The following is a 19,319-nucleotide window of genomic DNA, read 5'->3' as shown; positions in this document are numbered from 1 at the left end:
TTAATTGGATTTCAGAGACTGTGCAATACTTTCTTTCCACAGTTTTCTGAGCGTTTGTACTTCTTCTGTCATTACTTCTTCTGTTGCGCTTTTCACAACAAACTGTTCATCCTCTGTCACAACGCCTACTTTAATAGCGTCTAATCCTAACTGTTCAAACTTTTCTACATTCTCTTCTTTAACTGAAACGACGAAACGTGATTGTGTTTCACTAAATAAAGCTGCTGTCATATCGCCTTCTAATGTTACATTTATTCCTAATCCATTTGCACGAATGACTTTTTCTGCAAGCGTTACACCTAGTCCACCTTCAGCAACATCTTCTGCAGATTCGATGACTCCTGCTTTTATTGCTTGTAATAGTCCGTCTTGACGCGCTTTTTCTACTTGTAAATCAATCGCCGGTGCTTTTCCTTCATACTTACCTGTTAAAACTTGTTGTAACTCACTTCCGCCAAATGTTGCGTCTGTTTCTCCAATGACATATACGTGATCTCCAGCTGCCTGGAAATTATTCGGTGTAATATGGTCTAATGATTCAAATAATCCGACGACCCCGATAATCGGCGTTGGGAAAATCGGCTCACCATATGATTGGTTGTACATCGATACGTTTCCACTAATTACTGGAACTTCTAATGTACGACATCCTTCACTTATCCCATCAATACTTTTTTCCATTTGCCAGAACACTTCTTCATTCGTTGGATTTCCATAGTTTAATCCGTCTGTAATTGCTAATGGTTTTGCACCTGCAGCAACAATATTACGACAAGCTTCCGCCACGGCAATTTGTCCACCTACTTCAGGATCTAAATAAATATATCGACTATTACAATCCGTTGAAATGGCAATTGCTTTATCATAGCCTTCCATTTTTACGACTGATGCTCCAGCACCTGGACCTGCAACTGTATTTCCATTCATCTCCGAATCAAATTGCTCATACACATATTCTTTACTCGCAATCGTCGGTTGCTGTAATAGTTGCTTTAATGTATCGCCGTAATTTTCTACTGTAAACGTCGGTTGTTCCATTTCTTGGAATCCTTTATAATAACTCGCTTCTCTTGAAGGCATATAGTAAACAGGTGCATCTTTGTCTAATGCATCTACTGGGATGTTTGCCCATTCTTTCCCTTGGTGATCTACTTTAAATACTTTCTCTTCTATTACTTCTCCAACAGCACATGCATCTACCCCATGTTTGTTGAAAAGATCGATAATCTCTTGTTCACGTCCTTTTGTAACGACGAGTAACATTCTTTCTTGTGTTTCTGATAACATCATTTCATATGCAGACATATTTTCTTCTGCCTGTGGTACTAAATCTAAATCTAATACCATTCCCGTTCCTGCTTTAGAAGCCATTTCACTTCCTGACGAAGTTAAGCCTGCTGCGCCCATATCTTGCATGCCTACTAATGCTTCATGGTGAATCACTTCTAAACAAGCTTCAATTAATTTCTTTTCTAAATGTGGATTACCTGCTGCTGGTGATGCCTCTTCATTTTCCTCATCATCTGAAGAGTGTGCCGCACCTAAAATACCATCACGACCAGTAGGAGCCCCAGCATAAATAACTGTATTCCCTACTCCAGCTGCAATTCCTTTTTGAATGTCATCATGATCTAACAACCCAACAACCATTGCATTCACTAGCGGACTATCTGCATAACATTCATCAAACTGAATTTCTCCACCAACTGTAGGTACACCTACATTATTACCGTAAAAAGCCATTCCTTTTACTGCTTCTTCGAAAATCCATTTTGTACGGTCGTTGTTTAATGGTCCAAAACGTAAAGAGTTCATTGCTGCAATTGGACGTGCTCCCATAGAAAAGACATCACGTAAAATTCCACCAATTCCTGTTGCAGCACCTTCGAAAGGATTAATTCTCGATGGACTATTATGGCTTTCCATCTTGAATACGACTGCTTGATTGTCTCCAATATCAACAACTCCAGCACCTTCTCCAGGTCCTACTAATACATGAGGGCCTTCTGTCGGGAATTTCTTTAATAAAGGTCTAGATGTTTTATAACTACAATGTTCTGACCACATCACAGAGAAAATACCTGTTTCTGTGTAATTCGGATAACGTCCTAAAATTTCTTTAGCTTTATTGTACTCTTCTGTAGAAAGTCCCATTCTTTCATATTCTTTTTCACGTTCAATTTGTTCTGGATCCATCACCATGTTTACCGACTCCTTTTAATTTATGAGTTTTATGAAATGACATTTATCTTAATTTAAACCTAATCGTTCAAAAATAATATCCACATTTTTCAAATGATACGTATGATCGAAGCAATCCTCTAATTCCGCTTCTGTTAATTTCTCTTTGACGATATCATTCGCTTGTAATAAATCTCTAAAATGAACTTCCGTCTCCCATGCTTCCATCGCTAATGGTTGGACAATACCGTATGCATCTTCACGGCTTAATCCTTTTTCAATTAAAGCTAGTAGTACTCGTTGTGAAAAAATGACACCAAATGTTTTATCGATATTTCGGCGCATATTTTCCGGGAAAACAGTTAAGTTTTTCACGACATTGCTGAAACGATTTAACATATAATTCAATGCAATAGTAGCATCTGGTAAAATAATCCGTTCAGCAGAAGAGTGTGAAATATCTCTTTCATGCCATAATGAAACATTTTCATATGCTGTAACCATATGTCCACGTAAGACACGTGCCATCCCACTCATATTCTCCGATGCTATCGGGTTACGTTTATGTGGCATCGCAGAAGATCCTGTTTGTCCTTTACGGAAAAACTCCTCTACTTCACGAGTTTCTGTCTTTTGTAACCCACGAATTTCCGTTGCAAACCTTTCAATCGATGTGGCAATTAACGCTAATGCGGACACATATGCCGCGTGTCGGTCACGTTGTAATGTTTGTGTCGAAAGTGGTGCAGGAGTTAATCCTAAATGTTCACACACATACTTTTCTACAAACGGATCGATGTTTGCATAAGTTCCAACTGCACCTGATAATTTTCCGAACTCCACACCGTACGCTGCATCATTGAAACGTTGTAAATTACGTTTCATTTCTTCATACCATAAACCTAATTTCAATCCAAATGTCGTCGGTTCCGCGTGAACACCATGTGTACGTCCCATCATAACCGTATGTTTATGTTCAGTTGCTTTTTCTTTCAATACGTCAATAAAATTTTCAATATCTTTTCGAATGACGTCATTCGCTTGTTTTAATAAATAAGATAATGCTGTGTCCACCACATCTGTTGATGTTAGTCCGTAATGTACCCATTTTCTTTCTTCACCTAATGATTCAGAAACTGTGCGTGTAAAGGCAACAACATCATGACGTGTTTCTTGTTCTATTTCATAGATTCGCTCTATATCGAAACTCGCTTTTTCACGGATTGCTTGTACATCTTCTTTTGGAATATGACCTAATTCAGCCCATGCTTCACAAGCTAAAACTTCCACCTCTAACCAAGCTTTATATTTATTTTCTTCTGTCCAAATCGCCCCTAGTTCAGGACGTGTATATCGATCTATCACGCAAGTTCCTCCTCATATTTCTTCTTCTGGTTCATCACTTCAAACATCGTATCAGCGACAAATGTGACATGCCCCATTTTACGCTTCTCTTTCGCTTCTTTTTTTCCGTATAAATGAACATTTGCTTCTGGTATATTTCCTACTGCATGTAACGCTCGTTCCATATCTTCTCCCAATACGTTAATCATTAATGCTGTTTGTAATTGCTTCACTTCCTGAAGTGGCACATTACAAATTGCACGAATATGTTGAGAAAACTGGGAAGCATTACAAGCTTCAATCGTATAATGCCCTGAATTATGTGGACGAGGTGCCATTTCATTAATATAAATGTCTTCCCCTTTTACAAACATTTCAATAGCAAATGTACCGACAACATTCATTTTTTCGGCCAATGTTTTAGCTGCTTTAATTGCCTTACTTTTCACTTCCGCACTTACACGAGCAGGAGCGACCGTTTCATATAATATATGGTCTTTATGATCATTTTCTGCTAAAGGAAAAAAATGTATTTCTCCATTTTGTGCCCTCGTAAATACGGTTGATATTTCTTTATCAAATGTAATCCATTGCTCCATAATAAATGGACCACCTTCTTGAGCAAACTGTACCGCCGCATCTATATCCTTTGCCGTTTCAATTTTGAATTGGCCTTTTCCATCATAACCACCCGTACAAGTTTTAATGACGGCTGGAAGTGGAAAGTCTTGTAATGCCGCTTCACATTCCACACTATCTTTAACAATCGAAAATGCCGGAATTGGAAGTCCCGCAGCTTGCATCATCGTTTTCTCTCGTTCACGATGTTGTGTTACCTCTAATGCATAAGCACCTTGTGGTAGCTTTCCCGCTTTCTCAATATAAGTTGCAGCTTCTAAATCGACATTTTCAAATTCATATGTAACGACATCGCTTTTTTCCGTCAGTTGTTTAATTGCTTCCATATCGTCATATGCAGCGATAATTTGTTCATCTGCTACATGTGCTGTCGGACAATTTGGTGTTGGATCTAATACGACAATATCATATCCCATATACTTAGCCGCGATTGCCATCATACGTCCTAATTGGCCACCACCAATAATCCCAATCGTTTGTGAAGGCAATATTTTTTTATTTGTTTGCAAGATCTTCCCTCATTTCTGCAACATTTGCTTGCATTCTTTTACGATAATTATCTAATTTAATTTTCATATTCTCATCATTAATTCCTAAAATTTGTGCCGCGAATAATCCTGCATTTGTCGCACCAGCTTTACCGATGGCCATTGTCGCTGTCGGGACACCACCAGGCATTTGCACGATAGATAATAAAGAGTCCATTCCATTTAATGCTCTCGTTTGTACGGGTACTCCAATTACCGGTAATGTTGTTTGTGATGCTACCATTCCAGGTAAATGTGCTGCTCCACCAGCTCCAGCGATAATTACTTTTAATCCACGCTTTCGTGCTGATTTTGCATACTCAAACATATCATCTGGTGTACGGTGTGCAGAAACAACTTCCTTTTCATAAGCAATACCCATCTCATCTAAAACTGTACATGCATGTTCCATCGTTTCCCAATCTGAAATGCTTCCCATAATAATACCAACTTGTGCCAATCTCATTCACTCCTACCAATATATAATGATATTTACCCGTAAAAAAGTAAAAAAAGTCTATTCCTCTCCCTATACATATAGGAGAAGATGGATAGACTTATCTTTGTATAAATTGCTTATGTTAATTTTTCTCATTATAACATCATCCTCCCCCATAGTCGTAGCATTTACGGTGCAACGTAGAAACTTTCAAGCCATATTCTTAAAATTATATGGGGAATATTTTTTTCGTTTCATCTGTGAACAACAAATTAATTATAACAAACTCTTAATTTATTCGTCAACAAAATATCGAACATTTTGTTACGTTTTTAGTTTAATGTTCGTGTTTTGATGGAACTAAAACATAAAACCAATAAATTACTGCTCGTTCTCTTCCTGTTTTGTAAATTCCTTATCGATTTCTGACTGAATAATCGGGTTTTCTGGTGGAACATTCGTTAATTTCCCTTTACGAATTTGTTTTACCCAAAATCCACCATGAATTTGTGTCGGTTCATAGGACATAATAAATGCTTTCGGATCGATATCCGAAATGATTTTATATAAATTCAGCTCATACTTCCTCGGTGTGAGTATTTGCATCGACAAACGATCACCATCTCTTCCAGATGAACGCCAACTCGTAACACCGTATCCTTCCTTTCGTAAACGCTCTGAGAAGTTTAAAGAAGGATCTCCAGAAACAACATTGACCGTAATATAGCCTAGTGCCAATTTTTCTTCAATGAATGATCCCGTAATGATTCCAAGCGCAAAACCTAGTGCATACGCAATAATGTTTTGAATACCATCTAAATTATCTAATACGATACTTAAACCCATAATATAAACGACTACTTCAAACACACTGACGATTGCAGCTAAATACTTTCTCCCTTTTAATGTTAAAATCATTCGTATCGTTAAAAATGTTACATAAATTATATTAATAACGAGAATAATCGCGACAACGGCATATGCATTATTTAACAAATCAATCCCTCACAATCTACCTAACCTACTCTATATTTTCACCATACACCCTTTTACGGATGGAGGATTCTGCCCCACGTAAACGCTTTTGCAATGTACGCTTCCAGTTCGGTGCTAATGCTTCTATTAGCATTAATTTTCTCGTCGCTATTAAGTCATATTTTTTCTCATGCATTACTTCATTACACGTTGCAATCGACCAACCTTCATGAGGACGTTCCATTAATTGTAATGTTTCTCCCGTTTGAACATATCCTTCTTCTAGAACACGGAAATACCAACCAGTTTTACCACTATGTTGAATTTGTAATGCCAAATCTAATACTTCATAACGGCGTGCTGGTTTCCAACACGGTTGACGTGGTTGTGAAACTTGAACAATCGCCTCTCCAAATTGAAATATATCTCCAATGCAAACAGTAAATTCATCTACATCCGCAATTACTAAGTTTTCTCCCATACCACCTACAGAAATGTCCGCATGTGGAATTTTCTCACGCCAATAATCATAGTGATGCATCGGGTACGCGAATATCGCCTTTTCTTCTCCACCATGATTTTTCGTATCAGCTACTTCATCTGCTTCTAAACCTGTTTTCGATAACCATACTTTCCCTTCTCTTATTTCTTTAAACATTCCCGTCTCCCATGTACGTTCCATCGGATTTTCGGCGCCTTCGCTCCCAAGACGTTTTACCTTTCCTGTCCTAAGTTCAGCTACAAATGGTGCAATCATCATTGTCTTCCTTTCACTTTATGTTATAGTAGTTACCGGCTTATATACTTTTATTTTACTACAAAATTACATCGTATTGGTGGGAAAGTATTTGAAAAATCAACAATCTTTATTTTCATTAAAATTATTTATTTTTAATTTTCATGCAACAAACACCATCATTTTAAGTTTTTTGCCACTTTATTTAAAACATAAAGGGTTAACCGGTACGGAAATCGGTTGGGTGCTTGCAATTGGTCCATTTGCTACCATTATTTCTCAACCATTTTGGGGATATGTCAGTGATAAATATAAAACTGTAAAAAAAATACTTATCATTTCCATCATCGGAATGTTAATCATGAGTATGCTCTTTTTCAGTATGGGGCATTTAGTAACCATTTTAATTTTTGGTGCTTTATTTTATTTCTTTTCTTCACCAGTAGGGGCATTTGGTGACAGCTTAGCACAAAGACGGGCAGATGAATTACATATTTCTTTCGGCTCCATTCGAATGTGGGGATCCATTGGTTTCGGATTATCATCTCTACTCATTGGGGAATTATTGACGAAGGTCGGAATTGGTTATATCGTTTGGCCGTATGTTATTTTAGGATCTTTTTTATTAGTGATCGCATTTACATTAAAGGATGTAGTCGTTGAAGAAGATCCCATTCAATTGATCGATGTGAAAAAGTTATTTACTAATCGACCTTTTATTTTCTTTTTAGGATTCATGATGTTCGTCACCATTGCCCATCGAGCAAACGATAGTTATATCGGTATATATATTCAAGCACTTGGTGGAACAGAATCCCTTGTCGGTCTTGCATGGTTTGTTGGCTTAGTAAGTGAAGCGATAATTTTTGCAACTGCACATTATTGGTTTAGAAACTACCATACATTTATTTTTATATTAATCGCTAGTTTCATTTATATCATTCGTTGGTTCATTTACGGGAGTATCCATTCGGTTACAGCTGTCATTCCGTTACAAATTTTGCACGGATTATCTTTTGGTGTATTTTATACGGCTGCTTTAGACTATGTCACTCGTGTCGTCCCAAATGTACTACAATCAACAGGACATTTAATCTTTTACTCTGTCTTCTTCGGTGTTTCTGGTATTATCGGTTCGTTATTCGGTGGAATGATCATGGATGCCTTTAGTGTCCATACATTATATATTGGAATGGCATTTTTCACTCTTATCGGTTTTGTCGTTATGTCGATCTATTACATCGCTATTAAGCGAGCAGAAATTTAATGGAGCCAATATACATATATGTATTAAAAAAAGAGTTTAGGACAAATCATACTAGTTAGCAGAACATATGCATCTTCTTTCGATACGTCGCACTCTATTTTGAAGTGAAAACGAACATGAACGATCCATATTTTTAAAAATGTTTTCTAACTGATGTCCTAAACTCTTTTCATTTATGTTAAAAAGATAAAATATAAAATAAAAATGACGGATAAACCGTACATAACCGGATGAATTTCTTTAGCACGGCCTTTCATAATATACGTAATCGGATAAAATACAAATCCAATCGCAATACCTGTCGCGATACTATATGTTAAAGGCATCGCCGCAATCGTAAAGAAAGCCGGAACCGCTACTTCAAACTTATCCCACTCAATATGTTGTAAAGACTTCGACATCATTACCCCAACGATAATTAACGCCGGCGCTGTAACCTCTACCGTTATAATCGATAATAAAGGGGAGAAGAACAAAGCAAGTAAGAAAAATCCAGCTGTAACGACTGCCGTAAATCCTGTACGTCCACCTGCCCCAACACCAGCAGTGGACTCTACATATGCTGTTGTTGTTGATGTACCAATAATTGCTCCTGCTACGGTCGCAGATGAATCGGCAAACAATGCTTTGCCAGCACGTGGTAATTTATTGTTACGCATTAATCCAGCTTGTGTTGCAACCGCAACTAACGTACCTGCTGTATCAAAAAAGTCGACGAATAAAAAAGTTAAAATAACGACTAACATTTGTAAAGTAAAAATATCACCGAAATTAAAAAATGCTTGTCCAAATGTCGATGCAACACTTGGTGGCGTACTAACGATATCTGATACACCTGTTGGCGGTGCAATTAATCCCACAATAATACCGGCAACCGCCGTAATGATCATTCCATAAAAAATACCACCACGAACTTTTAAACTAAGTAAAATAACTGAAATAACAATCCCAAACACCGCTAATAAAACGTTTGGATTTGTTAAATCTCCGATTGCAACTAATGTCGCATCGTTTCCAACGATAATTCCTGCATTTTGAAATCCAATAAAAGCGATAAAAAAGCCAATTCCCGCTCCTACCGCTAATTTTAAGTTGGCTGGAATTAAATTGATAATTTTTTCTCGTAATCCTGATAAAGTTAAAATAATAAAAATAATTCCTGATGCTAATACACCTGATAAAGCTGTTTGCCATGGGATACCATACCCTAACACAACGGTATACGCAAAAAATGCATTCAATCCCATCCCTGGTGCAAGTCCAATTGGATAACGAGCAAGTACACCCATAATGAGAGATCCAACCGCAGCGGCAATTGCTGTAGCAGTAAATACTGCCCCTTTATCCATTCCTTCAATACCTGCAGGCAAGTCAATTCCTTCTAACGATAAGGTAGATGGATTTACGAATAAAATATATGCCATCGCTAAAAACGTCGTCATCCCCGCCATAAACTCTGTACGATAATTTGTTTCTAGTTCCTCAAAGCGAAAGTATTTTTTCACTTTCTTTCCTCCTTAAATTGTATCATTCCGTACAATAAATCGAAAAAAACAAATAGGAAAAAGCACCCTATTCTCTAGAGTGCTACCATGACAAATCCGTACAAGTAACAACAAAAACTGCCCAAACATTTCAATATGCCTGGGGTGGTATGGTGATTACTTGTATCGTAGTTAGACTATTTACGGTAGTCTGGTAGAGACTCTAAAGCCAATTCCTTAGATTATACGAAACGTTCTTATATTCAGTTTGAATACGTATTTAATCATACTGCTTGCACATGGATACGTCAATACTTTTAGCGAATTATCTCTTGTGCGAGCAACTGGTAAGACTGTTGTTTTGCAACTGGATCATGTGTAATCGTTACAATCATTAATTCATCTGCATTATATACTGTTTGAATTTCGTTTAATTTCTCGGCTACTTCCCTTGGATTTCCAATCACGATAGAAGTATGAGCTTTTTCCCACTGTGTTTTTGTAAAAGGATACTGCTCCACCTCTTTGATCGACGGAATAGTTTGTGGTGCATGTGGATGATGTTGGCGTTCCTTCCATAATAAAACACTTTTTGCTAATAATTCTGCTGCTTCTGTAGACGCTGCACAAATGACATGAACTGCTACAATGACATATCCCTTCTCCCCTCTATTTTCATTATATTGCTGCACAATAGACGGTCCATCCGAATCTGTCATAAAATGACCAAACACATAATTCATCTGTTTTTCCGCGGCTAATTGTGCACTTTTTTCACTCGTTCCTAACAACCATGTTTTTGGTGCATTTTTTGGAACAGGTGTTGGAGTCACTTTATGATACGGATGATCTGTCGGAAATGTATCATGTAAAAACATATGCAACTCATCAATATGTTCACTAAATTTTCGTACGCCTGCTAAATAATTATCTGATAAAGCCATCGACACTTCCGCAGGTCCACCAGGTGCTCGACCTAAACCTATATCGATGCGCCCTGGATACAATGTTTCTAATAATTGATATGTTTCTGCAACATGAAACGGCTTATAATAAGGTAATAAAACAGCTCCAGCACCGAGGCGAATTTTTTCTGTTTGAGCTCCGATCACTCCTAACATAATAGCCGGATTCGGACAAGCAAGACCAAATAAATCATGATGTTCCGCCACCCAAAACCGTTCATATCCTAATTCATCTCCAAGTTTTGCTAATTGTATGGATGCCTCTAATGCTTCTTTTTCCGTTTGTCCTGTCGAAATCGGTATTTGATCTAGTATACTTAATTTCATCTACATACACCTCCGTCTTTTATTATACACTGCCGTTCATTTTTTCCATTTAAAAAAAGGCTGGAATAGAACTGGTTTATAATTATAAAAAATGGTCATGCTTATCTCCAAAAGACAAATATAATTAATTTTCATGTTAAGTTCGTTGGAATGATAGGAACATATCATAGGTTAGTGCGTTGTTATTTTAATTTTACCGGAGTGTGCTCTTTTTGTAAGGGTAAAATAACAAAAGAGGAATAAATCTACGAAGACTCCTGCGGGATAAGCCGTGTCCGAAAACGACAAAGAAAGTGAACTTCTTTTTCTGTTGGTTGAGGTCGACCCGCGGAAAGCGAAGTAAATTTATGGAGTGACGCAGTCGAACAAATAAAGTGAAAAGGTTATTCCAATAAAAATTAATTTACTGAAATTACCTTTTTCATTTCACTGAGTCTTGTCTCAGCCTCCATATTAAGAATTATAACCAAATAATAAAATATAAATAAATGCGTAAATCGAAGCGATTAATATAATCGTACAAATCATTGACATGATCATGATGAACAACTTTGGTAATGTTGCGCGTATTTTCCATAAGAAAAAGATTTGTAGCATACTAGTAAAAATGACTGTCGCAACGATAAATAGAATGACTGCTTTTTGTTCCATCCATGAAACAATGTCCAACATGCTCGCCACCTTTTCAAAACTTCAACGTTTTTTTATTTATGTTGATCTTCTGATTCCTGTGCGTCGCGAATATTCTTTTGAAGAGTTACTGCTGAAAATAAACTTAAAGCAAATGCCATTGCGTAAAATCCTTTTTCACTTAAAATTATACTCCCTGCATTGTATAAACCGATAGCCATTAAAGATACTGCCGCAATAAGTGCGAACCAACTTAAACCAAAGTAAATTGCCGTAACGGGAATGCCTTCCTCTTTATCACGGACTGCTTTTTGCAATGAAACTGCTGCATATAATCCAAAAATAAGTATAATTAAATAATATCCTTTTTCATTCAATTCCATTGTCGCATTATACAAACCGACTAAATATGAAATCGTCCCTAATAATAATGCAGCCCATGTTGCCCCTTTATATGCTGATGTCGGCTCACCAGGCCTTCGATCCCTTTTCGGACTACTACTAAGGCTGAATCCTTTATCTTCTAACTTTTTCTCTTCCATTTGCATTCATTCCTTTCAATATAGATTACATACATTATACAGAAAGAATTAACACTTTCTTCTCTTTTCCAAAAAATGAGAGAAAAGTCTGAAAAACAAATCGTCAAAAAGAGTATAAATAACTATAAATAAATGACCCCTCTAAATCCACGGACCTTATAATAACTATCTGCACCATTATGATAAATAAAGACACGATCATAACGTCGATCCCCAAAAATCGCTCCACCTAAAGAACGCGTTTTTTCATCTGTTTGTATCCAGCTAGATGTTTTTAAATCTACCTTTTCTACACGTTGTAATTGTTCATATTCCGTTTCTGTCACAAGCCCAATTCCCATTTGAGATGCCATATTTTGTGCACTATTATCAGGTTTATACTTCTTTCTTTTTTGTAATGCTTCATCATCATAACAAACACTACGTCGTCCTTCTGGTGTTTCTTTCACACAATCGACATAGCCGAGCCCTTCTTCGAATAAAATAACATCTGGTTCCCCACCAGTTTCCTCCATCCAATATAAAGAAAGCAATATGTCATCTGTCAGTTTTTGTTCGACATCCTCCCACGTGACCGTTTCATGTCTATATGAATGATTCTCAAAACGTTCCTCTAACACTTGCACTAAATTTGTTCTTTCCTCTATCGTTAATGACTGTTTTGTTTCATCAATCATGTTACATCCACTCCTTACGATTGGGCTCATATAAATAAACCAAGTTTTCTTTATTATATATGTTTCCATATGTCTTGTCATAAATTTTTATAAAAACATATGACGAAATTACTTTTTTCCTTTGCCCCACCAAGTTGCTAGAAGTGGTCCTGATATATTATGCCATACACTAAAAATAGCACTCGGCACTGCAGCAATCGGCTCAAAATGTGCAATGGCTAAAGTAGAACCGAGACCAGAGTTTTGCATTCCAACTTCAATTGAAATTGCCTTTTGATCTTCATACGTTAATTTTAATACTTTCGCAATCGTAAATCCGATAAGTAGCCCTAATACATTATGTAAAATAACAATGGTAAAAATGAGTAACCCTGTCGTTGCAATATTTTCTGTATTTACGGAAACAACCGCAGCCGCTACTGCTACAATACCTATAACAGATACGAGTGGTAAAACAGATGTCACTTTATCCACTTGTTTAGCGAACAGTAATCGAAGAATAAATCCTAAAGCAATCGGAATTAAGATCACTTGAACAATGGACATAAACATAGCACTCATAGAAACCGGTAACCATTTACTTGCAAGTAATAATGTTAAAGACGGTGTTAAAATTGGCGCTAAAAGTGTGGATATAGCAGTAATCGTAATAGATAATGCCGTATTTCCCTTTGCTAAATATGTCATAACATTCGAAGCAGTTCCACCTGGACAACAACCGACTAAAATAACACCGACTGCGATCTCAGGTGGTAATTTAAACACGGTTGCCAGACCAAAAGCGATTGCAGGCATAATCGTATATTGTGCTACCACTCCAATTAGAACACTTTTCGGCGCTTTCACTACACGTTTAAAATCATCTGTCGTTAATGTTAAACCCATTCCGAACATAATGATTCCGAGTAATAAGGAAATATGTGGTGCGATCCAACTAAATCCATTTGGCATAAAAAATGCAAGTGTCGCAAATATAATAATCCAAATAGCAAACGTATTTCCTGCTACTGTACTTATTCTTTCTAAAACTTTCATTTTCTTTCCCCCTTTAAAATATGAAACATGAATAATAGTAACGAATTTTCAGAAATTAATAAAGTAAAAACTATGAAAGTCGGACTATTATCGTATTGTCTGATTTTTTTAAACGCTGTACAATTAATAATGAAAGGAGCTACCAAAAGATGAACATTCCATTTACAAAAATGCATGGCGCTGGAAATGACTTTATTATGATTGATCATCGTCAGCCTTTTCTACAAGAAGATAAACTTCCTGCTATCGTGCGTACACTTTGTACACGCAAATTACATATCGGTGCAAATGGATTAATTTTATTAGAAAAAAGTGATCAAGCACATTTTTCGATGCGATACTTTAATCGTGATGGATCCGAAGTTGAAATGTGTGGCAATGGCGCAAGATGTACGATGAAATTCGCTTATCATATTGGCGCCTGTAAAGAAAAAGCTATCTTTGAAACAATGGGTGAAATATATGAAGGTACGATTGAATCGAATGACGAAATTAGTATTGCATTTCCGAACGTTTCCTTACAAACTGTTTCTCCCTACAACTTAATGAATCGAACGTTGTATAGTATCACTGTTGGTGTACCACATGTTGTACTATTCGATGATGCAATGTATGATGCAACAGAGGAAGATTTCCACTTATTCGGTGAAAAAATCCGCTACATGACAAACTATTTTCCAAATGGAACAAATGTCAATGTCGTAAAACTAACGGACAATCATATGTACATCCGTACATATGAACGCGGCGTGGAAGAAGAAACACTTGCTTGTGGCACGGGCGCAACGGCTAGTGCAATTATCGCTCAACTTTTCCAACATAAAAAAGGACCGACAACAGTAGAAATGAAAGGTGGAATCGTACATATACATTTCCAAGTGAAAGATACGATGATCTCTAACATTACATTAACTGGAAAAGTTTTCACTGCATTTCAAGGAACAACCACTATATGAGGAGGGATATGAAATGATAAGCAAATTAAAAGCATATCGTTTTCCAATCATTTTACTTATTTCTATTATTATCGGCTCTATCATCGGACTAGTTTTTGGCGAAAAAGCAAATGTCATTAAGCCTTTAGGAGACATATTCATTAACTTATTATTTATGGTCGTTGTACCACTAGTCTTTTTCTCCATTTCTTCTTCTATTGCCGGAATGGACAGCATGCGAAGACTCGGAAAAATTATGGGAAGTATGATAACGATTTTCTTTATTACTGGTATTATTGCATCCATTTTCATGTTATTTTTCACTGTTATCTTCTCGCCTATTTCGAGTTCGAATTTCCCAACCGAAACACCTGAGGAAATCGAAGAAATATCGTTAGCTGACCAACTCGTACAAACATTTACTGTACCAGACTTTGTAGATTTATTTTCCAGATCCAATATGTTAGTATTAATTATTTTTGCTGTATTAGTTGGTTTGGCAACTGGTCTTGCTGGACAACAAGGGAAACCTTTTGCAACATTTTTAACAAGTGGTTCAGAAGTATTTATGAAACTCGTACAAATTATTATGTATTATGCTCCAATTGGATTAGGTGCCTATTTTGCCGCATTAGTCGGTGAATTTGGAACGACTTTATTAGGAGATTATGCAAAAGCTATTATAATTTATTATCCTGTTGCCATACTTTATTTCTTCATCGGATTTACGTTATATGCATTTTTAGCCGGTGGAAAAAGAGGTGTAGCAGCCTTTTGGAAAAACATTCTTAGTCCTGCCGTGACATCACTCGGAACTGGAAGTAGTGTTGCAGCAATTCCCGTTAACTTACAAGCAGCGAAAAAAATCGGTGTCCCTAAAGATGTGCGTGAAACCGTTATTCCTTTAGGCGCAACTATTCATATGGACGGTTCTTGTTTATCCGCAATGTTAAAGATTGCATTCGTTTTTAGTGTTTTTAATATGGACTTTTCAGGGATTAGTACATTTTTAATTGCTATCGGAATTTGTTTATTATCTGGAATTGTCATGAGCGGAATTCCTGGTGGCGGTTTTTTAGGTGAATTAATGATTATTACATTATATGGTCTACCAATCCAAGCAATGCCAATTATTTCGGCAATCGGTGTTGTCGTCGATCCACCTGCAACGATGGTAAATGCTACAGGAGATACAGTCGCAAGCATGCTCGTCACTAGGACAATCGATGGAAAAGACTGGATGGATATGCCAGTGGACGAATAAATAAATTAAAACGATTTTCTAAGGTTGAATCATCCTACCTCGGAAAATCGTTTTTATTTAAGCTTCTTCCGTATTTACCATGACAGCGGCAACTTGCATTAATCGCTGATAAAATTCTTGTCCTACAGGTTCATCCCAAATACCAACTTCTATAAACGCCTCTTTCATACAACGAAGCCACGCCCTTGCCCTCGTCGGTGTAATTTCATGTGGCAAATGACGGAAACGCATACGTGGAGCACCAAATTCCATACTAAATAGTGCTGGCCCCCCTGTAAATTGTGTTAAAAACAATTGCTGTTTTCGCATTATTTCGGGCATTTCTACTTCATCAAATATTGGAATCAGATCTGGATCTGCATATACTTTTGGATAAAATGCATTGACTATTTCCTTAATTTTTTCTGCGCCAATTTCATCATATATTAAACGTAACTGTGGGTTCGACATTATCTATTCCTCCTTACGTATCCATTTCACTATTTCTATTATACCTGTTTTTAAAAATTAAATGAAGTATTTAAAATGCATGTTTAAGTTCTTTCGATAATTGTGGCAAAATTATTACAATTACAGTTGACAATGATTCTCATTCGCATCATGATGTAGTTAATTGATAATCATTTTCAATTATAATGATATAGGGGGAGTAAAACATGATCATTGTTACAAATACAGCAAAAATTAAAAAAGGAGAAGGATATAAATTAATTAATCGTTTCGATAAAGAAGGAAAAATCGAGTCGATGGAAGGATTTTTAGGCTTAGAAGTACTTAATACGGAAAAATTAGACGATTATGACGAAGTAACAATTAGCACTCGCTGGGAATCAGATGAAGCATTTAAAAATTGGACAGCTAGCGATGCTTTTAAAGAAGCACACCAACATAAAGGTGGCAAGCCTGACTATATTTTAGAAAATAAAATTTCCTATTACGAAGTGAAAATTACACGTAAACCAGTGCAAGTCGGGTAAAATATGTGGATCGCTTTATAGGGTTCCTTTTGATAGATTATTCATCTTTTCACTTGGTATCGTAAGGATTAGGATTGGACAGTTTATTAATGCCATACCGATGGAATGTCAACTACATATTTAACGAATTATAATAGGGGTTGGGAATAAGAAACAGTAAAACACGAATACAAATTTTAGCTCGTCAAGTCAGTATTCGTGTTCGAACCTTACATGTTTTATTATCCCAGTCCCCTCTTTTTAAGTTAGATGCAATATTTCTCAAAAAATTAATACAATATAAGGCCGACAATACATCAGAATTACTAGCTTCCCAGGAAAATAGAACTTTATTGCTTATTAGATTCGGCATATTCCTTTTTCATAATATATCTTCATTTTAACGAAACAATCATTATTTCCTCGCTAATGACAAATAAACGACCATTAATAAAATTAGTATCATCCCAACGACTTGCAACAAACCAAATGGTAAATTCAGCCAAATTACACTACTTACTACAGCAGTTAACGGTTCAACTGTTCCTAATAAGGTTGTCTCCTTCGCTTCTAAGTATTCCAAACTCTTAATAAACATCCAAAAAGCAATTGTCGTACCAAAAAGAATCGTAAAAACTAAGACTAACATCGTTATAAGCGACCAATCTTGAACCTCAACTTTCCAAACTGGATGTATCATATTCATACATAAACCTGAAATTAGCATCGCCCACCCAACAACAGTAACGGAAGAATAATGATCCAGTAATTTAGGAGCATATAATGTGTAAAATGCTAACGATATTCCAGATATAATCCCCCAAATAAGTGCAACACTTGATACCGAAAATCCCTTAAATGAACCGTTTGTTAATAAAAGTAAAGTACCTATCATTGTAATGAAAATTACTGTTACATCCGAGAGCTGTAATTTTTGATACCCTTTAAAAATTAACCATAATAAAATATAAATGGGAGCTAAATATTGTAGTAATGTAGCGATTGCAGCGTTCCCGGCATCAATCGAAGCCATAAATGAATATTGTACGAGCAACATTCCGAACAAACTAAAGATAATAAGCGGCAACCTACTAGTTGAATCTTTCCAAATGGTAAAAACTGCACGTTTGCCTGCAAGGACCATTTGAATTCCTAGTAATAACAAGCCACTAATGACAAGTCTGGCGGACACAAACCAATTCACATTAATACCTGCGTTCGCAAATAAATAATCCGAAGCGGTACCACCTATTCCCCAGAAACTTGCCCCTAAAAGCACAAAAACAATTCCTGTCATACGTTTGTTTGTATTCTTCATTCTATATCACCTATAATATTAAGATATGAATACTATAATCTAAAAAAAGCCATAATTATATCGAAAAATGATGCAAAAATATATAAATATTGAGGTGATATAATTGCAAACGAGAGATATTACTTTAAACTCCTTAAACGAAGAAATTATTCCTTATCGGGAACCAGCATGGTTACAAATAATAGAATATATGAATATATCAAAGACAATTTTAGGATATATTCCATTACATTGGCATGAGGAATTACAATTTACGATTGTAAAACGTGGCACAATAGAACTCCGGATTCTCGGGGAAAAAATAATCATTCCGGAAGGCTCTGGCTTCTTTATCAATTCTGGAATTGTCCATGAAATGCATGCAAAAACAGAAAACGCTACATATATTTGCTGGAATATAGGGATTTCATTATTTGATAAACATATCCATCATAAATATATCCTTCCCTTCATCCAAGAAACGAACACGCCATTTGTAATACTAAATCGTTCTAACGAGAGACATCTCCGTATCATTCAAGCGATAGACTCAAGCTATGATACATATAATAAACATGAAAATGGTTATGAGCTCATTATGACGATGCAATATTTATTTTGTTTACACGAACTTCTTCCAGAGGTAACACTTCACTCTAATCATAGCCATCCGATTTACGATCACCGTGTGAAAATTATTTTAGAATACATTCATACCCATTTTCAAGAACAGATAAAATTAGAAACATTAGCTGAACTAACTCACTTAAGCCGAGCTGAAACGATTCGGATTTTTAAACGACATGTAGGCCGAACCCCATTCAAATACATTCTTGACTATCGACTGGAGCGTAGCATAGATTTATTAATTGGAACTAGTAGTACGATAACAGAAGTTGCACTTGATAGCGGATTTACTAGTGTGAGTTATTTTATCGAGAAATTTAAAGAAGGATTCCATATGACACCTCGAAAATATAGAGAGAAAAAAGCGGAAAATTTATAAAGTGAGATAAAGTGTATAGCAAATTATCTCAAGTATTTGAAAATGATTGTGCAATATAGAGGATATATAGCTGTGTACAATAAATGATTGATA

Annotated in this window: 19 protein-coding genes and 2 riboswitches; of the genes, 5 read left to right on the top strand and 14 right to left on the bottom strand. The window is 36.2% G+C overall.

Annotated elements, in window-relative coordinates:
• The 6 genes from purL to SPD45_RS12280 form a co-directional block, all read right to left on the bottom strand.
• On the bottom strand, positions 1-2,202 hold the full coding sequence (gene purL, locus SPD45_RS12305; protein WP_336268070.1) for a phosphoribosylformylglycinamidine synthase subunit PurL: 2,202 nt from the start codon (positions 2,200-2,202) through the stop codon (positions 1-3).
• A gap of 48 nt (positions 2,203-2,250) precedes the next feature.
• Positions 2,251-3,546: an adenylosuccinate lyase gene (gene purB / locus SPD45_RS12300; protein WP_336268069.1), complete on the bottom strand. Its 1,296-nt coding sequence runs from the start codon at positions 3,544-3,546 to the stop codon at positions 2,251-2,253.
• Positions 3,543-4,673 carry a 5-(carboxyamino)imidazole ribonucleotide synthase gene (purK, locus tag SPD45_RS12295; protein WP_336268068.1) on the bottom strand — a complete coding sequence of 377 codons (1,131 nt, stop codon included), beginning with the start codon at positions 4,671-4,673 and terminating at the stop codon, positions 3,543-3,545. Before purK ends, purB begins: the two co-directional genes overlap by 4 nt.
• Positions 4,660-5,151 carry a 5-(carboxyamino)imidazole ribonucleotide mutase gene (gene purE, locus SPD45_RS12290; protein WP_336268067.1) on the bottom strand — a complete coding sequence of 164 codons (492 nt, stop codon included), beginning with the start codon at positions 5,149-5,151 and terminating at the stop codon, positions 4,660-4,662. The genes purK and purE overlap by 14 nt, the downstream gene beginning before the upstream one ends.
• A gap of 135 nt (positions 5,152-5,286) precedes the next feature.
• Positions 5,287-5,387, bottom strand: a riboswitch (purine riboswitch).
• 124 nt (positions 5,388-5,511) lie between these two features.
• Entirely contained in the window at positions 5,512-6,126 is a 615-nt protein-coding gene (locus SPD45_RS12285) for a DUF2179 domain-containing protein (RefSeq protein ID WP_336268066.1), read from the bottom strand.
• 25 nt (positions 6,127-6,151) lie between these two features.
• Positions 6,152-6,862, bottom strand: coding sequence for an MOSC domain-containing protein (locus tag SPD45_RS12280; protein ID WP_336268065.1), 711 nt, complete (start codon positions 6,860-6,862; stop codon positions 6,152-6,154).
• Between the two features lie 91 nt (positions 6,863-6,953).
• Between SPD45_RS12280 and SPD45_RS12275 the strand changes: the two genes are divergently transcribed.
• On the top strand, positions 6,954-8,108 hold the full coding sequence (locus tag SPD45_RS12275) for an MFS transporter (protein ID WP_336268064.1): 1,155 nt from the start codon (positions 6,954-6,956) through the stop codon (positions 8,106-8,108).
• 173 nt (positions 8,109-8,281) lie between these two features.
• Here the strand turns inward: SPD45_RS12275 and SPD45_RS12270 are convergent, their stop codons facing one another.
• From SPD45_RS12270 to SPD45_RS12245, 6 genes are all read right to left on the bottom strand, one after another.
• On the bottom strand, positions 8,282-9,613 hold the full coding sequence (locus tag SPD45_RS12270) for an NCS2 family permease (protein WP_336268063.1): 1,332 nt from the start codon (positions 9,611-9,613) through the stop codon (positions 8,282-8,284).
• Between the two features lie 148 nt (positions 9,614-9,761).
• Positions 9,762-9,862: riboswitch (purine riboswitch) on the bottom strand.
• 47 nt (positions 9,863-9,909) lie between these two features.
• Positions 9,910-10,884: an LLM class flavin-dependent oxidoreductase gene (locus SPD45_RS12265; RefSeq protein ID WP_336268062.1), complete on the bottom strand. Its 975-nt coding sequence runs from the start codon at positions 10,882-10,884 to the stop codon at positions 9,910-9,912.
• 453 nt (positions 10,885-11,337) lie between these two features.
• The gene (locus SPD45_RS12260; protein ID WP_336268061.1) at positions 11,338-11,553 is read right to left on the bottom strand and encodes a hypothetical protein; all 216 of its coding nucleotides are present in this window, start codon (positions 11,551-11,553) and stop codon (positions 11,338-11,340) included.
• 35 nt (positions 11,554-11,588) lie between these two features.
• Positions 11,589-12,056 carry an inner membrane protein YiaA gene (yiaA, locus tag SPD45_RS12255; RefSeq protein WP_336268060.1) on the bottom strand — a complete coding sequence of 156 codons (468 nt, stop codon included), beginning with the start codon at positions 12,054-12,056 and terminating at the stop codon, positions 11,589-11,591.
• A 122-nt stretch (positions 12,057-12,178) separates the two neighbouring features.
• Positions 12,179-12,733, bottom strand: a complete 555-nt coding sequence (locus SPD45_RS12250; protein ID WP_336268059.1) for a DUF4256 domain-containing protein — start codon at positions 12,731-12,733, stop codon at positions 12,179-12,181.
• Between the two features lie 108 nt (positions 12,734-12,841).
• Positions 12,842-13,768 carry a bile acid:sodium symporter family protein gene (locus SPD45_RS12245; RefSeq protein ID WP_336268058.1) on the bottom strand — a complete coding sequence of 309 codons (927 nt, stop codon included), beginning with the start codon at positions 13,766-13,768 and terminating at the stop codon, positions 12,842-12,844.
• 149 nt (positions 13,769-13,917) lie between these two features.
• On the opposite strand from SPD45_RS12245, the gene dapF reads away from it, so the two are divergent.
• Positions 13,918-14,724 carry a diaminopimelate epimerase gene (dapF, locus tag SPD45_RS12240; RefSeq protein WP_336268057.1) on the top strand — a complete coding sequence of 269 codons (807 nt, stop codon included), beginning with the start codon at positions 13,918-13,920 and terminating at the stop codon, positions 14,722-14,724.
• A gap of 13 nt (positions 14,725-14,737) precedes the next feature.
• Positions 14,738-15,967, top strand: coding sequence for a dicarboxylate/amino acid:cation symporter (locus SPD45_RS12235; protein WP_336268056.1), 1,230 nt, complete (start codon positions 14,738-14,740; stop codon positions 15,965-15,967).
• Between the two features lie 57 nt (positions 15,968-16,024).
• On the opposite strand, the gene SPD45_RS12230 is transcribed toward SPD45_RS12235, so the two are convergent.
• Entirely contained in the window at positions 16,025-16,417 is a 393-nt protein-coding gene (locus SPD45_RS12230; protein WP_336268055.1) for a globin domain-containing protein, read from the bottom strand.
• Between the two features lie 206 nt (positions 16,418-16,623).
• On the opposite strand from SPD45_RS12230, the gene isdG reads away from it, so the two are divergent.
• Positions 16,624-16,944, top strand: coding sequence for a heme oxygenase (gene isdG, locus SPD45_RS12225; protein ID WP_336268054.1), 321 nt, complete (start codon positions 16,624-16,626; stop codon positions 16,942-16,944).
• 394 nt (positions 16,945-17,338) lie between these two features.
• Here the strand turns inward: isdG and SPD45_RS12220 are convergent, their stop codons facing one another.
• Positions 17,339-18,241 (bottom strand): DMT family transporter, encoded by a 903-nt coding sequence (locus SPD45_RS12220; RefSeq protein WP_336268053.1) that lies wholly within the window; start codon positions 18,239-18,241, stop codon positions 17,339-17,341.
• A 103-nt stretch (positions 18,242-18,344) separates the two neighbouring features.
• On the opposite strand from SPD45_RS12220, the gene SPD45_RS12215 reads away from it, so the two are divergent.
• Positions 18,345-19,226 carry an AraC family transcriptional regulator gene (locus tag SPD45_RS12215; RefSeq protein WP_336268052.1) on the top strand — a complete coding sequence of 294 codons (882 nt, stop codon included), beginning with the start codon at positions 18,345-18,347 and terminating at the stop codon, positions 19,224-19,226.
• The last annotated feature ends 93 nt before the right edge of the window (positions 19,227-19,319 follow it).

Origin of the sequence: Pseudogracilibacillus sp. SO10305, assembly GCF_037072005.1 — a bacterium.
Taxonomy (GTDB): Bacteria; Bacillota; Bacilli; order Bacillales; family Amphibacillaceae; genus Pseudogracilibacillus; species Pseudogracilibacillus intestinigallinarum.
The sequence above is the reverse complement of the archived record's forward strand: the minus strand, read 5'-3'. Positions and strand labels throughout refer to the sequence as shown.

Bases quoted from the DNA above. Each gene is read 5' to 3' on its own strand.
- dapF (WP_336268057.1), top strand. From the start codon at position 13,918: ATGAACATTCCATTTACAAAAATGCATGGCGCTGGAAATGACTTTATT.
- SPD45_RS12280 (WP_336268065.1), bottom strand. From the start codon at position 6,862: ATGATTGCACCATTTGTAGCTGAACTTAGGACAGGAAAGGTAAAACGT.
- SPD45_RS12235 (WP_336268056.1), top strand. From the start codon at position 14,738: ATGATAAGCAAATTAAAAGCATATCGTTTTCCAATCATTTTACTTATT.
- purL (WP_336268070.1), bottom strand. From the start codon at position 2,202: ATGGTGATGGATCCAGAACAAATTGAACGTGAAAAAGAATATGAAAGA.
- SPD45_RS12265 (WP_336268062.1), bottom strand. From the start codon at position 10,884: ATGAAATTAAGTATACTAGATCAAATACCGATTTCGACAGGACAAACG.
- SPD45_RS12220 (WP_336268053.1), bottom strand. From the start codon at position 18,241: ATGAAGAATACAAACAAACGTATGACAGGAATTGTTTTTGTGCTTTTA.
- SPD45_RS12245 (WP_336268058.1), bottom strand. From the start codon at position 13,768: ATGAAAGTTTTAGAAAGAATAAGTACAGTAGCAGGAAATACGTTTGCT.
- isdG (WP_336268054.1), top strand. From the start codon at position 16,624: ATGATCATTGTTACAAATACAGCAAAAATTAAAAAAGGAGAAGGATAT.
- yiaA (WP_336268060.1), bottom strand. From the start codon at position 12,056: ATGGAAGAGAAAAAGTTAGAAGATAAAGGATTCAGCCTTAGTAGTAGT.
- SPD45_RS12230 (WP_336268055.1), bottom strand. From the start codon at position 16,417: ATGTCGAACCCACAGTTACGTTTAATATATGATGAAATTGGCGCAGAA.
- SPD45_RS12250 (WP_336268059.1), bottom strand. From the start codon at position 12,733: ATGATTGATGAAACAAAACAGTCATTAACGATAGAGGAAAGAACAAAT.